Origin of the sequence: Pseudarthrobacter sp. NPDC058119, assembly GCF_042884655.1 — a bacterium.
In the GTDB taxonomy this organism is placed as follows: Bacteria; Actinomycetota; Actinomycetes; order Actinomycetales; family Micrococcaceae; genus Arthrobacter.
In genome coordinates, this window is record NZ_JBHVTN010000006.1 from 163,974 (window position 1) to 179,230 (window position 15,257).

The 15,257-nt window shown below is 66.2% G+C and carries 18 protein-coding genes; 13 read left to right on the forward strand and 5 right to left on the reverse strand.

Annotation, left to right across the window (positions count from 1 at the left end; all coding sequences use genetic code 11):
* Nucleotides 1-2: 2 nt before the first annotated feature.
* The 11 genes from ACFVTD_RS14180 to ACFVTD_RS14230 all read left to right on the forward strand — a co-directional run bounded on the left by ACFVTD_RS14180 (nt 3) and on the right by ACFVTD_RS14230 (nt 8,713).
* Nucleotides 3-590 (forward strand): HhH-GPD-type base excision DNA repair protein, encoded by a 588-nt coding sequence (locus tag ACFVTD_RS14180; RefSeq protein ID WP_387564060.1) that lies wholly within the window; start codon nt 3-5, stop codon nt 588-590.
* Nucleotides 590-1,594 carry a LacI family DNA-binding transcriptional regulator gene (locus ACFVTD_RS14185; protein WP_387564062.1) on the forward strand — a complete coding sequence of 335 codons (1,005 nt, stop codon included), beginning with the start codon at nt 590-592 and terminating at the stop codon, nt 1,592-1,594. Before ACFVTD_RS14180 ends, ACFVTD_RS14185 begins: the two co-directional genes overlap by 1 nt.
* A 62-nt stretch (nt 1,595-1,656) precedes the next feature.
* Entirely contained in the window at nt 1,657-2,214 is a 558-nt protein-coding gene (locus tag ACFVTD_RS14190; protein WP_387564064.1) for a cysteine hydrolase family protein, read from the forward strand.
* A gap of 95 nt (nt 2,215-2,309) precedes the next feature.
* A complete protein-coding gene (locus ACFVTD_RS14195; protein ID WP_387564066.1) occupies nt 2,310-2,612 on the forward strand; it encodes an urease subunit gamma in 303 nt (100 codons plus the stop codon).
* Nucleotides 2,613-2,623: 11 nt separating this feature from the next.
* The gene (locus tag ACFVTD_RS14200) at nt 2,624-2,977 is read left to right on the forward strand and encodes an urease subunit beta (protein WP_387564069.1); all 354 of its coding nucleotides are present in this window, start codon (nt 2,624-2,626) and stop codon (nt 2,975-2,977) included.
* Nucleotides 2,974-4,731 (forward strand): urease subunit alpha, encoded by a 1,758-nt coding sequence (gene ureC / locus ACFVTD_RS14205; protein WP_387564072.1) that lies wholly within the window; start codon nt 2,974-2,976, stop codon nt 4,729-4,731. Before ACFVTD_RS14200 ends, ureC begins: the two co-directional genes overlap by 4 nt.
* Before the next feature lie 21 nt (nt 4,732-4,752).
* Nucleotides 4,753-5,238 (forward strand): urease accessory protein UreE, encoded by a 486-nt coding sequence (gene ureE / locus ACFVTD_RS14210; RefSeq protein ID WP_387564075.1) that lies wholly within the window; start codon nt 4,753-4,755, stop codon nt 5,236-5,238.
* A 150-nt stretch (nt 5,239-5,388) separates the two neighbouring features.
* Nucleotides 5,389-6,054: an urease accessory protein UreF gene (locus tag ACFVTD_RS14215; protein WP_387564078.1), complete on the forward strand. Its 666-nt coding sequence runs from the start codon at nt 5,389-5,391 to the stop codon at nt 6,052-6,054.
* A 30-nt stretch (nt 6,055-6,084) separates the two neighbouring features.
* Nucleotides 6,085-6,702 (forward strand): urease accessory protein UreG, encoded by a 618-nt coding sequence (ureG, locus tag ACFVTD_RS14220; protein WP_387564081.1) that lies wholly within the window; start codon nt 6,085-6,087, stop codon nt 6,700-6,702.
* Nucleotides 6,703-6,836: 134 nt separating this feature from the next.
* A complete protein-coding gene (locus ACFVTD_RS14225; protein ID WP_387564084.1) occupies nt 6,837-7,667 on the forward strand; it encodes an urease accessory protein UreD in 831 nt (276 codons plus the stop codon).
* A complete protein-coding gene (locus ACFVTD_RS14230) occupies nt 7,667-8,713 on the forward strand; it encodes a HoxN/HupN/NixA family nickel/cobalt transporter (protein WP_387564087.1) in 1,047 nt (348 codons plus the stop codon). The genes ACFVTD_RS14225 and ACFVTD_RS14230 overlap by 1 nt, the downstream gene beginning before the upstream one ends.
* A gap of 2 nt (nt 8,714-8,715) precedes the next feature.
* Here ACFVTD_RS14230 and ACFVTD_RS14235 read toward each other — a convergent pair whose 3' ends face one another.
* The 5 genes from ACFVTD_RS14235 to ACFVTD_RS14255 all read right to left on the reverse strand — a co-directional run bounded on the left by ACFVTD_RS14235 (nt 8,716) and on the right by ACFVTD_RS14255 (nt 13,337).
* Nucleotides 8,716-9,165, reverse strand: coding sequence for a DapH/DapD/GlmU-related protein (locus ACFVTD_RS14235; RefSeq protein WP_387564090.1), 450 nt, complete (start codon nt 9,163-9,165; stop codon nt 8,716-8,718).
* A gap of 94 nt (nt 9,166-9,259) precedes the next feature.
* On the reverse strand, nt 9,260-9,919 hold the full coding sequence (locus ACFVTD_RS14240) for a GntR family transcriptional regulator (RefSeq protein ID WP_387564393.1): 660 nt from the start codon (nt 9,917-9,919) through the stop codon (nt 9,260-9,262).
* Nucleotides 9,920-10,038: 119 nt separating this feature from the next.
* Complete coding sequence (locus ACFVTD_RS14245) at nt 10,039-11,070, reverse strand: transketolase family protein (protein ID WP_387564093.1); 1,032 nt, start codon at nt 11,068-11,070, stop codon at nt 10,039-10,041.
* Nucleotides 11,067-11,963 (reverse strand): transketolase, encoded by an 897-nt coding sequence (locus ACFVTD_RS14250; RefSeq protein ID WP_387564096.1) that lies wholly within the window; start codon nt 11,961-11,963, stop codon nt 11,067-11,069. Before ACFVTD_RS14250 ends, ACFVTD_RS14245 begins: the two co-directional genes overlap by 4 nt.
* 36 nt (nt 11,964-11,999) lie before the next feature.
* Entirely contained in the window at nt 12,000-13,337 is a 1,338-nt protein-coding gene (locus tag ACFVTD_RS14255) for an MFS transporter (protein WP_387564099.1), read from the reverse strand.
* A 186-nt stretch (nt 13,338-13,523) separates the two neighbouring features.
* Between ACFVTD_RS14255 and ACFVTD_RS14260 the strand changes: the two genes are divergently transcribed.
* Together ACFVTD_RS14260 and ACFVTD_RS14265 are read left to right on the forward strand one after the other, a co-directional pair.
* The gene (locus ACFVTD_RS14260) at nt 13,524-14,348 is read left to right on the forward strand and encodes a sugar phosphate isomerase/epimerase family protein (protein ID WP_387564102.1); all 825 of its coding nucleotides are present in this window, start codon (nt 13,524-13,526) and stop codon (nt 14,346-14,348) included.
* Nucleotides 14,349-14,449: 101 nt separating this feature from the next.
* Entirely contained in the window at nt 14,450-15,223 is a 774-nt protein-coding gene (locus ACFVTD_RS14265) for an SDR family NAD(P)-dependent oxidoreductase (RefSeq protein WP_387564105.1), read from the forward strand.
* Nucleotides 15,224-15,257: the final 34 nt, after the last annotated feature.

Sequence of the window (15,257 nt, forward strand, 5' to 3'; positions counted from 1 at the left end):
GGATGGACGGCATGGAACTGCACATCACGGGTGATCCCGCCGCGGACAAATTGCTGACTGAGGACGATTTCGCCCTCCTGACCGGCATGCTGCTGGACCAGCAGGTCACCATGGAATCTGCATTTGCCGGGCCGGAAAAGATCCGGACGCGGTTGGGGTCGCTCAAACCCGATGCCATCGCAACGCATGACCCGGCGGCATTCGTGGAGATGTTCAAGGAGCGTCCCGCCGTCCACCGCTTCCCCGGTTCCATGGCTGCCCGTGTCCAGGCGCTCGCCGCCGCCGTCCAGGACGAATGGGACGGCGAGACCGCCGCCATCTGGACCAAGGGTTCGCCGGACGGTGCCGAGGTGCTGCGCCGGCTCAAGGCGCTGCCCGGTTTCGGGGAGCAGAAGGCAAAGATCTTCCTGGCCCTGCTGGGCAAGCAGCGCGGCCTCACGGCCACGGGGTGGCGCGAGGCAGCGGGCCACTACGGCGACGAGGGCGCCTACCTGTCCGTGGCTGACATTGTGGACCCGGAATCCCTGGCCAAGGTGCGCGCCAGCAAGCAGGCCGCGAAGGCGGCAGCGAAGGCTGGAAAAGAGCGTTAATGGCAGTAACCATGAACGACGTCGCGAGGGCGGCCGGGGTGTCCCTCAAAACGGTTTCGAACGTATTGAACGACTATGAATTCATCCGTCCCGCCACCAAGCAGCGGGTGCAGGATGCCATAGCGGATCTGGGCTACGAGGCAAACCTCACCGCCCGCAGCCTGCGGTCCGGCAAGACGTCCATGCTGGGCCTGGTGCTGTCCGACCTCTCCGTACCGTATTACGCCGAGCTGGCATCGAAGCTGATGAAAGCCGCGGCGAAGCACGGCTACCGGGTGCTGGTGGAGCAGTCCGACGCGGAGCCCGCCGCTGAACTCGGCGCCCTCCAGGGGACCTTCCGCCAGCTGACGGACGGCCTGCTGTTCACGCCGTTGGCGGTGGATGCGGAGGCCATAGCAGCGCGGGCGGGCAGGAAGCCGCTGGTGATGCTGGGTGAGCACATTGTGGATCCCCGCTTCGACCTGGTGACCATGAAGAACGGGGAAGCAGCGGCTGCCCTGACCAGGCACCTGCTGGCCGGCGGCCGCCGCCGTATTGCCGTGATCGGAGCGGACGCGGGCCAGTCCGCCGGCACCGGTGGCCTGCGCCTGGGCGGATACAAGACGGCGCTGGCGGAGGCGGGCATCCCTTACGACCCCGCGCTGGTGGCACCTGCTGAATGGCGCCGCGACACCGGTGCCGCCGCCGTCGCCCGGCTGCTGGACAGCGGGGTGAAGTTCGACGCCGTGTTCGGGCTGAACGACGTCCTGGCCCTGGGTGCCATGCACGAATTACAGGTCCGCGGGGTGAAAGTACCGCAGGATGTGGCGGTGGCAGGGTTTGACGACCTCGACGAATCGCGGTTTGCGTCCCCTTCCCTAACGACTGTCGCGCCGGGCATGGACGAGATTGCGGAGCGGTCCATCAGCCTGTTGCTGGACCGTCTCGCCGGGCGGGAGACCTCGGCCCAGGGTGTGCACGTGGAGGCTGGGTTCGAACTGAAAACCAGGGAATCGGCTCCCTAGGGTTTCGACGCCCTGCAGGCGGGTAACTTTTTCCAACCGGCCCACCAGGGAAAGGTGCCCACATGATCGCCCTCCTTGTCATCGACATGCAGAACGCATTCTTCGAGGCGCCCGAACTGGCCGCCCAGCAGGAGCGCGTGGTGGGGGAGTGCAACCGGCTGCTGGAAGGGTTCAAGGCTGCCGGGCAGGCCGCCCTCCTGATCGGAACCGAACACGAGCGGGACAAATCCACGTGGACCCTCAGTATGCTGGACGACGGCCAGGGTTTCATCTTCCGTGGCAGCGAACAGGCCCACTCCGTGCCCGGCCTCATGAAGGAGGACCTGCCCCAGTTGAACAAGACACGTGACAGCGCCTTCGTGGGAACCAACCTGCTGGCGAGGTTGCGGAACTGGGCCGCCGACGACGTGGTGCTGGCCGGCGTCTCCACCCACAACTGCATCGCCCAGACGGCTGCTGACGCGTTCGCGCACAACATCCGGGTCACCTACGCCAAGGACGCCATGGCCTCGGAAGCCGACCAGGATGCCGCCGACATGCTCCGGATCCTGTCCACCACCTATCGGCAGCCCATCCAGTCCACCGAGGAGATCCTGGCGCGGATTGACCGGGCAACGTAGTCCTGATCCACAGCCTTTGTTGATAGTCATGAAACCTGGCGGAAACGTGGCCCGCTTACGCTGGCAGCACGCCGCAGGCCGTCGAAGGGAATCCCATGCATTTGTTGCCGCGTGAGCAGGAAAAGCTCCTGATTGTGGTGGCCGCCGACCTGGCGCGCCGAAGGCAGTCCCGCGGCCTCAAACTCAACTACCCCGAGGCGGTGGCCATCATCAGTTACGAGCTGATCGAGGGCGCCCGGGACGGCAGGACGGTGGCGGACCTCATGAGCTACGGCACCACGCTGCTCACCCGCGAGGACGTGATGGAAGGCGTGCCGGAGATGATCCACGACGTCCAGATCGAGGCCACCTTCCCGGACGGCACCAAGCTGGTCACCGTCCACAACCCCATCCGCTAAGGAGCGCGGCAATGATTCCAGGCGAGTACGTCCTCCGGCCGGAACCCGTGACCGCGAACGCGGGCCGGGAGGCCATAGAGGTCGCGGTGACCAACACCGGCGACAGGCCCGTCCAGGTGGGCTCACATTTCCATTTCGCCGAGGCCAATGCTGCCCTTGCCTTCGACCGGCAGGCGGCCTACGGCCGGCGCCTGGACATTCCCGCGGGAACGGCGGCCAGGTTCGAGCCGGGGGATTCGCGGAGCGTGCGGCTCATTGAACTGGCCGGGACCCGGGAGGTCTACGGGCTCAGCAACGCGGTCAACGGAAGGCTCGACGGCGGCACGCGCCAAAACGGGCCACTCACGGAAGGGGATGCAAAGTGAGCTTCGAGATCCCGCGGCGGCAGTACGCCGACCTGTATGGCCCGACGACGGGTGACAAGATCCGCCTGGCTGACACCGACCTGTTCCTCGAGATCGAAAAGGACCTCACCGTCTACGGCGAGGAAGTGGTGTTCGGCGGCGGCAAGGTGATCCGCGACGGCATGGGCCAGAATGGCCAGACCACCCGGGACGGGGACATTCCCGATACCGTCATCACCAACGCCGTGGTCCTGGACTCCACCGGCATCTATAAGGCGGACGTGGCGCTGAAGGACGGCCACATTTTCCGGATCGGCAAGGCCGGGAACCCGCAGATCACCGACGGCGTGGACATCGTGATCGGTGCCAGCACCGAGATCATCGCCGGGGAACGGAAAATCCTCACCGCCGGCGGCATCGACACCCACATCCACTTCATCTCGCCGGACCAGATCCCCACGGCATTGGCCAGCGGGGTAACCACCATGATCGGCGGCGGCACCGGCCCGGCGGAAGGAACCAAGGCCACCACCGTCACCCCCGGAAAGTGGCACATCCAGCGGATGCTGCAGGCGGCCGAGGCGTTCCCCATGAACATCGGCCTGTTCGGCAAAGGCCACGCGTCCGCCGTCGAACCCCTCGCCGAGCAGATCCGCGCCGGTGCCATCGGCCTCAAAGTGCACGAGGACTGGGGCGCCACCACCTCCTCGATCGATACTTCGCTGCAGGTGGCTGACGAGTATGACATCCAGGTGGCCATCCACACCGACACCCTCAACGAGTGCGGGTTCGTGGAGGACACCATCCGCGCCATCGACGGCCGCGTGATCCACACCTTCCACACCGAAGGCGCCGGCGGCGGCCACGCGCCGGACATCATCAAGATCGCCGGGATGCCGAACGTCCTGCCCGCGTCCACCAACCCCACCCTGCCGTACACGCGCAACACCATCGAAGAGCACCTGGACATGCTGATGGTCTGCCACCACCTCAACCCGGACATCCCCGAGGACGTGGCCTTCGCCGACTCCCGCATCCGCGCCGAAACCATCGCCGCCGAAGACGTCTTGCAGGACATGGGCATCTTCTCCATCACCTCCTCCGACTCCCAAGCCATGGGCCGGGTGGGTGAGGTGATCACCCGCACCTGGCAGGTGGCGGACAAGATGAAGAAGCAGCGCGGAATTTTAGCGGCCGACGGCGGCACGGACCTTGGTGCCGACGGCTCGGCCTCCGCGCACGGCAGCACCGGGAGCGACAACTTCCGCCTCAAGCGCTACGTGGCCAAGTACACCGTCAACCCGGCCATCGCCCAGGGCATAGCCGACTCCGTTGGGTCCGTGGAAGTGGGAAAGTTCGCGGACCTGGTGCTCTGGGATCCGGCGTTTTTCGGCGTCAAACCGGAACTGGTGCTCAAGGGCGGACAGATCGCCTACGCACTCATGGGCGACTCCAACGGGTCCATCCCCACACCGCAACCGCGCACCATGCGTCCCATGTTCGCCACCTTCGGCAAGGCCGTGCACCAGTCCTCCATCACCTTCCTGTCCAAGGCAGCGATCGAGGCCGGGGTTCCTGAAGAACTCGGGCTGGAGAAAGTCATCCGGCCCGTCTCCGGGATCCGGAACCTCACCAAGAGCGACCTCAAATACAACGACGCGACGCCCGACATCCAGGTGGACCCGGAAACCTACCAGGTGACGGTGGACGGCGAGGACGTCACCTGCGAGCCATCCGATGCGCTGCCCATGGCGCAGCGCTACTTCCTGTTCTAGCCACACCCAGAAAGCAACCACGTGATCATCGAACGAGTCCTCGGCAACCTTCACGACCTGCCGGGCACCGACCTCGCGGTCTATACCGGGCTGCACCGCGAGAAAGTCGTCCTGCCCAGCGCCCAATTGGTCAAACGCATCCAGCGGGCGACGACGGACCACGGCAACGAGATCGGCATCCGGCTGCCCTCAGGCTCCGGAGACCTCCGCGACGGCGACATCCTCCACGTCGCCGACACCAACATGATCGTGGTCTCCGTCCTGCCCACCGACGTCCTGGTCATCGCACCCCGCACCATCCATGAAATGGGCGTCACCGCACACTCCCTCGGCAACCGGCACCTCCAGGCCCAATTCTTCGACGCCGACAGCGAGTACGGGGCGGCCGTCATGGTGTGCGCCTACGACCACACCGTCGAGGACTACCTCAACCACGCTGGCGTGCCCTTTACCCGCCAGGAACGCGTCATGCCTGTGCCTTTCCGCCATGCTGAACATTCGCACTAGTCCCTCGCCTGCGGCTCGTTCGGCTGGGGATGGCGCGGGGGCTTCGGCGGGTGATAGGGGCCGTGCCCGCTTCGCGGTGCCCGCCACGCCGCGGCCCCTATCACCCGCCTCCGCTGAGTTCGCCTTACACGTCGCCGTGGGAGCCGGGTCATGAGTTACCAGCTTGCTCTTCAGCAGTTGGTCGACTCTGCGCTTCCTACTGGGGCTTTTGCTCACTCACTCGGGTTTGAGACCTATGTCGACGCCGGTGTGGTTCGTGATGAGGGGTCTTTTGGGGTGTGGCTCTCTGCTTTTATTGGCCAGTCGCTTGCTTATTCGGATGGGTTGGCTGTTCGGCTGCTGTATGAGGGGGTTGATCTGGGGGAGCTGGATTCGTTGCTCTCTGCTTCGCTTCTGCCTCGGCAGGTTCGGGAGGCCAGCCTCAAGATGGGTGGTCGTCTTCTTGAGATTGGGGCTGAGGTGTTTCCTTCGCCTGCGCTGGAACTGTACCGGGACATGGTGAGCACCGGCCGGGCCGCGGGGCACCAGCCGCTGGCGTTCGCCGTCGTCGCCCGCTCCCTGGGTGTGCCGCAGCAGGAGGCGCTGGCCGCCTACCTCTTCGCCACCGTCACGTCCCTCACGCAGAACGCCGTCCGCGCCATCCCGCTCGGCCAGAACGCCGGGCAGCGGGTGCTGCGGAAAGCGCACGACGACGTCGCTGCCGCCATCGACGCCATCACGCACCTCACGCCGGACGACCTCGGTGCCGTCAGCCCCGGACTGGAAATCTCGCAAATGCGGCACGAACGCCAACGTGCCCGGATGTTCATGAGCTAACCGTGCATACCGCTTCACAGGAGGAACACCATGACTGAACCCATCAAAATCGGCATCGGCGGGCCCGTCGGCGCCGGCAAAACCCAGCTCGTGGAACGGCTCACCCGGCACATGAGCGGCGACATCTCCATGGCCGCCATCACCAACGACATCTACACCATCGAGGACGCCAAAATCCTCGCCGCCAACGGCATCCTGCCCGTGGACCGGATCATCGGCGTCGAAACCGGCGGCTGCCCGCACACCGCCATCCGCGAAGACACCTCCATGAACACCGCCGCCATCGAGGAACTCAAAGCCCGGCACCCCGACCTGCAGGTCATCTTCGTCGAATCCGGCGGCGACAACCTCTCCGCCACCTTCAGCCCCGAACTGGTCGACTTCTCCATCTACATCATCGACGTTGCCCAGGGCGAAAAGATCCCCCGCAAGGCAGGCCAGGGCATGATCAAGTCCGACCTCTTCATCATCAACAAAACCGACCTCGCCCCGCACGTCGGCGCTGACCTGTCCGTCATGGAGCGGGATTCCAAAGAGTTCCGCGGCAACAAACCCTTCTGCTTCACCAACCTCAAGACCGACGAAGGCCTGGAGAAGGTCATCGAATGGATCAGGCACGACGTCCTGATGCTCGACCTGGCCTCGTGAGCACGACGGCGGTTGGGTCACCTCAAGCAGGCATCTCGCCGGGGCCTGCGCCCGCGGGTGGAAGGGGCCGTGCCCGCTCCGCGGTGCCCGCCACGCCGCGGCCCCTTCCACCCGCGTCCGCTGATCGGCCCCCAATGGGGGAACTTGAGCTTCGGGTCGCCTTGCGTGGGCAGCGCTCGGTTGCGTCGCATCAGTACCATCGTGGTGCCTTGAGGGTTCTCCGCCCGCATTACCTGGATGACTCCGGGCAGGTTTGTTATGTCGTGGTGAATCCTGGTGGGGCTTATCTTGGGGCGGATCTTTTTGTCATTGACCTGGAGGTGGAGGATGGGGCTGACCTGCTCCTGACCACCCAGTCCGCCACGAAGGTCTATCGGACTCCGCGCTCTTTTGCTGAGCAGCGGATGACTGTGCGGCTGGGGGAGGGGGCGCGGCTGGAGCTGATGCCGGACCAGCTCATCGCCTACCGGGAAGCCAGCTACCGGCAACGGACGTCCGTGACGCTGCGGCCGTCGTCGACCCTGGTCATGACCGAAGTGGTGACGCCCGGGTGGTCGCCGGACGGCTCCGCGTTCCGGTACGAGGAAATCCGGCTGCGGAACGAGATCCGCGTGGAAACTGAAGCCGGCACCGAACTGCTGGCGCTGGACAACCTGCTCATCCGGCCACCCCACAACGACGTGACGGGACTTGGCTTCATGGAGGGCTTCAGCCACCTGGGCTCCCTCGTTGCGGTGGACTCCCGCGTGGACCAGGCGCTCGCCCACGACCTGCGCTCGCTGGCACAGACGCACCAGGCCCGGACCGGGGTCACGCTGACGCGCACGGTGCAGGGAACCACCGGGCTGGTCCTGCGGTCCCTGGCCAGCAGCACCGGGGAACTGAACCGACTGCTCACAGCCTGCGCCGGCCTCCTGCGGGAACGCTGGCACGGGCAGGGGCCGCTGAACCTAAGGAAACACTGATGACGGCATTGACCGCCATCACCGCCCTCTACCGGGACCGGGAATCTCTGCCGCTCCGGACCCGGCTGCTCTTCATCTTCGGTGCCGTTGCCGCCCTGCATGCTGCCGCCGTCGTGCTTGTCCTCGCCGGGCACACGGGAGGGACAGGTGCGCAGGTGCTGTCCTGGGGCCTCGTGGCCACCGCCTACCTGGCCGGCGTGAAACACAGCTACGACTGGGACCACCTGGCCGCGATCGACAACTCCACCCGCAAATTCGTGGCCCAGCGCCAGGACCCGGTGAGCGTGGGCTTCGCCTTCAGCCTGGGCCACAGCTCAGTGGTCACGCTGGCCGGCGTGCTGGTGATTGCGGGCGCCGCGCTGGTGGGCGATGTCATGCAGGACGGCACAACCGGGAACGTGGTGCTCGGGCTCATCGGCAGCGGTGTTTCGGGCCTGTTCCTGCTGGCCATGGGACTTTTCAACGGCTCGGCGTTCGCCCGCTCGGCCCGGGCCTACCGCCGCGCCCGGAACGGCTCCGCCGTCGATCCCCGCGAGCTCGAACCGCAGGGCCTGGTGGCACGGCTCCTCAACCGGCCGCTGTCCAAGGTGCGGCGCCCGCGGAACATCTACGTGATCGGGTTCCTGTTCGGACTCGGCTTCGATACCGCCACCACCATCGGGCTCCTTATGATGACGACGGCGGCGTCCCTGGCCGGGGTGCCGCCGTTCGCCCTGCTCGCGCTGCCGCTGGCGTTTACCGCAGCGATGACGCTCTGCGATTCACTAAACGGCGTGGCAATGACGCGGATGTACCGCTCGGCGCTGGAGGATCCGCGGCGGACGTTGGGGTTCAACGCCCTGGTGACGGGCATTTCGGCCGTCTCGGCCCTGTTCATCGCGGTCATCACGTTGGGTGGCTTTATTCATGCCGCCTTCGCCCTGGACGACCCGGTCACGGAATGGCTCGGTGCGATCGACCTGGGCGAGGCCGGCCTGCTGCTCGTGGCGCTGCTGCTGGCCGTGTGGGGTGCCGCAGCACTGGCTGCGAAGCACCGCCGCAACTAGCCCTAGGCGGCCAGCCCGCCCTTCGCCTTGCGGTGTGTCCGGTGCCTTGCCGGTGCCAGGCGCGAGTGGGCGCCCGTGAGGACCTCGCTGCCGTCCGGCACGGTGCTGTCCGAATCCAGGTGCACGCCGTGCTCAATCAGGACGCTGGAACCGATGCGCGAGTGGCTGCCAATGTGGACGCGATTCCCGATCACTGTGCCGCGGCCGATTCGCACGCCGTCGCCGATGACCGTCCGGTCACCGATCGTGGCGCCGCGGTCAATCCAGCTGCCGTGGCCAATCCGGCAGCCCGAACCCACGTGCGCGCCGTGTTCCACATAGGTCATGGGGCCAATCCGGGCGCTGTCCGCAACGCTAGCTCCCGGCGCGATGAGGCCGCCCCCGTTGTCGTGGCGGCTGTACCGGGTGACCTTTCCGGCGTCGTCCTCTACTGACACAAACTTCGCGGTCATACCATCCCTCGTTACCACCGCGGCTATTTACCGCGCAGTAGGTTAACGGCCGGGAGGGCGCAGGGATTCCCGGGGCAGGGCTGCGAGGGGGGGGCTACGCCACCAGGTTGGCGGCGGCGGTGTCCATGTGCTCCAGGATGGTTTTCCGGGCCAGGGCGGCATCGCCGGTGTCGATGGCGGAGACGATGTCGCGGTGCCGGTCCACGCTCATGTTGCTGACGCCCTTCTCCAGGCCGGCGAACATGATGGACATCCGGATGGAGCCTTCCAGCGATTCCCAGGAATGCAGCAGTGTTTCGTTGCCGGTGAGCCGGCACAGGGTCCGGTGGAACTCGAGATCGGATTCGATCCGGTCCTCCAGGGATCCGGACGCCCCTTCAGCCATGACGTCGATGGCTTTGTGCAGCGATTCGGTGACGTGCTGCCGGTCCGGCAGTTCACACAGGGTCCGGGCTGCCAGCGATTCGAGCGCGGCGCGGACGGCGTAGATGTCCCGGATTTCCTTGCCGTCCAGGTGGCGGACGGACAGGCGTCCGCGGGGGCCGGCGGACAGCAGCCCCTCCTGTTCCAGCTGGCGGAGGGCTTCGCGGAGCGTGCCGCGGCTGATCTGAAGCATTTCGGACAACTCGGTTTCCACCAGATGCCGGCCAGGTTCCAGTTCACCGCTGGTGATGGCGGTGCGCAGCGCCGAGAGTGCCTGCTCGCGCAGGCTTTTCTTTTCCAGTCCCAGCAGCGGGGCGGTCAGTCCGGCCATGGCTTCTGTCCTCATTGTCATAAGTCGACTGTTTACAGTCGGTAGTGGGTTCGATATTACGGCAGAAAGCACGGCACCGGCTGGGGGCCGGGGCCGTGCTTCCTGCATGTCGCCTGCTCCTAGCCGAGTTCGGCGAGGACCTTGGCCACGATGCGGTCCACCGAGAGCCCGTACCGGTCGTGCAGGGTGGGCAGGGCGCCGGCGTCGAGGAACTGGTCCGGCAGTCCGATGGGCACCACGCGCTTGCCAACGCCGGCGGTGACGGTCGCGGAGGCGACCGTTTCGAACAGGCCGCCCACCACGGAGTGGTTCTCCAGGGTGACGGCGAGGCGGTCCGTGTTGATTTCCTTCAGGACCGTCTCGGCGTCGAACGGCTTGATGGTGGGGGTGTGCACGACGGCGACGTCCACGTTGTGTGCCGCCAGGGCCTTGGCTGCCTGCAGGGCGCGCATGGTCATCAGGCCGGAGGAGATGAAGACGACATCGTTGCCGCCGCGCAGGACCTTGGCCTTGCCGAGCTCGAACGTGTAGTCGTACTCGTCCAGGACGGTGGGCACGTTGCCGCGCAGCAGCCGCAGGTAGGTGGGTCCCGCCGAGGCGGCGAGCTGCGGGACGGCCTGTTCGATGTCGATCGAGTCGCAGGGGTCAACGATGGTCAGGTTGGGCATCCCGCGGAAGATCGCCATGTCCTCGGTGGCCTGGTGGCTGGGGCCGTACCCGGTGGTCAGGCCGGGCAGGCCGCCCACGATGTTGACGTTCAGGTTCGGTTCGGCCGCGTCCAGGCAGAGGAAGTCGTAGGCGCGGCGCGCGGCGAACACCGAGTAGGTGGACGCGAACGGCACCAGCCCGGACTCGGCCAGGCCGGCGGCGGCGCCGAAGAGCAGCTGCTCGGCCATGCCCATCTGGAAGAAGCGCTCCGGGAAGGCCTGGGCGAAGATGTGCATGTCCGTGTACTTGCCCAGGTCCGCGGTCAGGCCCACGATCTTGTCGTTTTCCTGTGCGGCTTTGACCAGCGCGTGCCCGAACGGTGCGTTGGAGGTTTTCTGGCCCGGGTCGGCGAACGATGCGATCATCGCCGACGTTTTCAGTTTCGGCTTGGCGGGAGCTGCAGCGGCTGCCGCGGTGTCGGGGGCCTCGGTGGTGGTGCTCATGCTGAAGCCTTTCCTTCGTAGCCGGCGGTGAGCTGCTCGCGGCAGATCTGCCATTCGTTCTCTTCGATGCGCATAAAGTGCGCCTTTTCGCGGTTTTCCAGCAGCGGTACGCCGCGGCCCACCTTGGTGTCGCACAGGATCACGGAGGGGCGTCCTACGGTGGCGGCCTGGGCGGCTGCGTTGTCGAACGCTGCCAGCAGCGCGGCCACGTCGTTCCCGTCCACGCGCTGGGTGTACCAGCCAAACGATTCCCACTTCTCGGTCACCGGTTCGGTGCGCAGCACGGTGTCGGTCTTGCCGTCGGCCTGCAGGGCGTTGATGTCCACCATGGCGGTCAGGTTGCCCAGCTGGTGGTGGTGTGCGCCCATGGCGGCCTCCCAGGTGGAGCCCTCGTCCAGTTCGCCGTCGGAGAGGAAGTTGAACACGCGGGCGGACGAGCCCTGGTAGCGCAGGCCCAGGGCCATGCCCACGGCGATGGTCAGGCCGTGTCCCAACGAGCCGCCGGAGATTTCCATCCCGGGGGTGTAGGTGGACATCCCGGACATCGGCAGCCGCGAATCATCCGAGCCATAGGTTTCCAGTTCCTCCACCGGGACGATCCCGGCCTCGGCCAGGGCCGCGTAATGGCCGATCGCGTAGTGGCCGGTGGAGAGCAGGAACCGGTCCCGGGCTTCCCAGTGCGGGTCCTCGGCACGGTACCGGAGCTGGTCACCGTAGACCGTGGCGAGCATGTCCGCGGCACCCAAAGCCTGGCCCACGTAGCCCTGGCCCTGCACCTCGCCCATGTTCAGGGCGTGGTGCCGGATCCGGTACGCGGCGGCACTGATCTTCTCCAGCCGTTCGGGCGTCACTGCGGTCTGCAGTGCCTTGTCCTGGACGGTATCTGTAGGCATTACTGGCTCCGTGTTCGTTGCGTACGTGGCAGTCATTCAGGCGTTGACGGTGTTCGGGGTGCTTTTGGTGGCCTCGTCAGCCAGTTCGCGCTCCCGCTTGCCCCAGGTTTCCCGGGTGGCGACGGCGGCCCAGAGGCCGATCAGCGCGTAGGCGCCGAAGAGCAGTGCCGGGCCCATCCAGCCGAAGCTGACGAACAGCAAGGTGGTGATGAAGGGGGTGAAGCCGGACACCATGGCTGAGATCTGGTAAGCCAGGCTGGCGCCGGAAGCGCGGGTCTTGGCCTGGAAGAGTTCCGGGAACCAGGCACCCTGTGCGCCGGCCAGGGAGTTCTGGCAGACCGCGTAGGAGATCACGATGGTGAGGATAATGGCGATGAACAGGCCGGTGTTGACCAGCAGGAACATGGGGATCGCGAACAGGGCCGCGAAAGCAGTGGACCAGACGTAAAGCGGGCGGCGGCCAATGCGGTCCGTCAGCGCGGCCCAGGCCTGGGTGGCGAAGATGCCGATGGCCGAGGCGATGCAGAGTGCGATCAGCGTCTGGCTCTTATCCGCCAGGTGCTGGCTGTTGATGTAGGAAATCATGTAGGTGATGGATACGGCGTAGCCGGCGGTCTCGGCGATGCGGAGGCCGATGCCCTTGATGATGTTGCGCCAGTCCGTCTTGATGACCTCCACGATGGGGGCCTTCACAATGGCGCCGCTGTCCTTGACCTCGTCGAAGACCGGGGATTCCGGGACCTTGGAGCGGATGACCAGGCCCACGATGACCAACAGGATGCTTGCCAGGAACGGGATGCGCCAGGCGAGCTCGCCGCCGAGCTGCACGCTGAACAGGAAGGTCAGGTTGGCCAGCAGCAGGCCAACCGGGAACCCTGCCTGGACGATGCCGGTGTACTTGCCTTTGGCCTTCCAGGGGGCGTGCTCGTAGCTCATCAGGATGGCGCCGCCCCACTCCGCGCCAAAGGCGAGGCCCTGGACGATGCGGACGAAGACCAGCAGTGCCGGGGCCAGCAGCCCCACCGCGGCGTAGGTGGGGAGCAGGCCAATGGCGAAGGTGGCCAGGCCCATCAGGATGAGGGAGGCGACCAGGACCGGCTTGCGGCCCACCTTGTCACCGAGGTGGCCGCCGATAATGCCGCCGAGGGGGCGGGCTGCGAAGCCGACGCCCAAGGTGGCGAAGGAAGCGAGGGTGCCCGTTACGGGATCGCTGCCCGGGAAGAATGCAGTGCCGAAGTACAGTGCGGCAGCGGTGCCGAAGCCGATGAAGTCATATGTCTCGATGACGGCCCCCACGCCGGATCCGATGGCAACTCGCCGGGCGTCCTTGGTGCCGTGGACCGGCCCGCGCATGGTCAGAGCATCTTTGCTCATGGTGGTTCCCTTTCGAAAAGCGGCCGGAGGAGTTCCGCCGCTGTCGACTGTTAACAATTGATGGACACTAGTGTGACCCACATCATCATTACTGTCAACAGTCGACTTTTAGAGTTGACTGTTGACAGTTAACGAACGTATTGTGGTCCCCATCACTACAGCCCGGCACGAACCAAAGGATCAATGATGTTCCACTCCAGACTTGGGTGCTCATCCATCAGCTTCCGGCACCAGGACCTCGGTACGGCCCTGCGCACCATGAAGGAACTGGGCTTCGAAGAGATCGACCTGGGCGCCCTCCCAGGCGTTTGCGACCACGTGCCCTACGAGCTGAACGCTGCCGCGGTGGACACTGTCTCCGCCGAGGTCAACGCGTCCGGCCTGCGGGTCCGCTCCGTGAACGGCGACGTGGGGGACCTTAACAAGGTGCTCGACGCCGAGGGCCGGGCTGCGAGGCAGCGCCACCTTGACGCCCTGCTCACCCTCACCGCCAATACCGGCGCGAAAGCGCTGGTCTTGCCCTGCGGCGCCCTCAAACACGAACCGGTGCGCAGCGAACGCGAGGACCTGGACCTCATCGCAGCCCAGCTCATCGGTGCCGGACAGCGGGCGGCCGAGTTCGGCGTCGAACTTTGGACCGAGTCCCTGCACTTCCTGCGGTTCTGCTGGAACCTGGAGCGCGCGGGCCTGCTGGCCGAGCGCCTCGCCGGTTCCGGCGTCGGAATCGTCATGGACTTCAGTCACATTGTGGCGTCCGGCGAGGACATCCAGGAATACCTGGACGTCCACCAGGGCCGCATCAGCCATGTCCACCTGCGCGACGCCGTGCCGGGGAACATCAACCTCAGCATCGGCAACGGCCAGGCGGACTTCGCCGGCGGCCTGAAAAGGCTCGCCGCCGCCGGGTACCCGGGCCACTTCTCGCTCGAGCTGGAAACCCGGGACATCACCCACGACGAACGCCCGGCCGCCGCCGCCAAGGCAGCAAGCTTCATCACCGACCTCATCTGACCCCACCCCCTCCATCGACTGCTGAGCAGATGCCGTTTTGAACGTCCAAAACGACACTTACGGAGCAATCGATCCAATAAAACAATTCAAGGAGCACCACCATGACCACCATCCAGCGCACCGCCGTCCTCACCGGAGCCACCTCGGACCGCGGCATCGGCCTCACCACCGCCCGCCGCTACGCCCGTGACGGCTGGGGCATCGTCATCCTGGACCTCGACGGCGAGAAGTCGGCCAAGGTCGCCGCCGAAATCGGCAACGAATTCAACGTCCCCGCCTTCGGCCACGAGATCGACGTCGCCAACGAGGCCTCCGTGACTGCCGCCCAGGCAGCCGTTGCCGCCGAAGTGGCCGCCGGCAACCTGCCGCCCGTCGGTGCCCTGGCCAACATCGCCGGCATCACCTCGCCGATCCCGTTCCTGGAAACCACCCTTGAGCTGTGGCACAAGGTGATGGACGTCAACGCCACCGGCACCTACCTGGTGACCAAGGCATTCCTGCCGGACATGATCGAGAACGGCTGGGGCAGGATCGTCAACATGTCCTCCGTGTCCGCCCAGCGCGGCGGCGGCGTCTTCGGTAAGGTCCCCTACTCCGCCGCCAAGGCAGCCATCCTGGGCTTCACCAAGGCCCTGGCCCGCGAGCTCGGCACCACCGGCGTCACCGTCAACGCCATCACCCCCGGCGCCGTGGACACCAACATCCGCGTGGGCAGCACCGAAGAGCAGGAAGCGGCCATCAACGCCGGTATCCCGCTGGGCCGCAACGCCACCACCGAGGAAGTGGCCGCCGTGATCGCCTTCCTGTCCTCCGAGGACTCGGCCTACCTCACCGGCACCACCGTCGACATCAACGGCGGCAGCCACATCCACTAGCACCCACTGACAGCACCCGGACGCCGGAGAACCC